Raw genomic sequence first — 547 nt, 5'->3', positions numbered from 1 at the left:
CGAGTCGTGGGGTGTCCGGCCGGGGTTTGTGGCTGGTCATTCGGTGGGTGAGCTGGCTGCCGCGTATGTGGCGGGTGTGTGGTCGCTGGAGGACGCGTGCCGGGTGGTCGCTGCCCGGGCCCGTCTGATGGAAGCGCTGCCCGAGGGCGGTGCGATGGCGGCGGTGCAGGCGACGGCAGCGGAAATCACCGCGTTTTTGGGTGATGGTGTGGTGGTTGCGTCTGTCAACGGCCCGCGCCAGGTCGTGATCTCCGGCCGCGAGGAGGCTGTGGACCGTGTGATGGCCGAGGCGGCCGCCCGTGGGTATCGCGTGCGCCGTCTGGATGTCTCGCACGCTTTCCATTCGCCGTTGGTGGAGCCGATGCTGGAGGACTTCCGGCAGGTCCTGGACACCGTCGAGTTCCACACTCCGCAGATTCCCGCTGTCTCGAACGTGACGGGTACGTGGGCCGATCCGGACGCGTGGTGTTCGCCGGAGTACTGGGTGCGTCAGGTCCGTGAGCCGGTCCTGTTCGCCGACAGCATCACCACCCTCCTCGATGCCGGT

General features: G+C 68.0%; 1 protein-coding gene. It reads left to right on the top strand.

Annotated features, from left to right (window positions below; translation table 11 throughout):
• The coding region (locus ACX9I7_RS32700; protein WP_459389414.1) for an acyltransferase domain-containing protein at positions 1-547 on the top strand (547 nt) is incomplete at both ends.

It is taken from the genome of Streptomyces sp. L500 (genome assembly GCF_054551825.1).
This window is presented reverse-complemented; position numbering and strand designations above follow the sequence as displayed.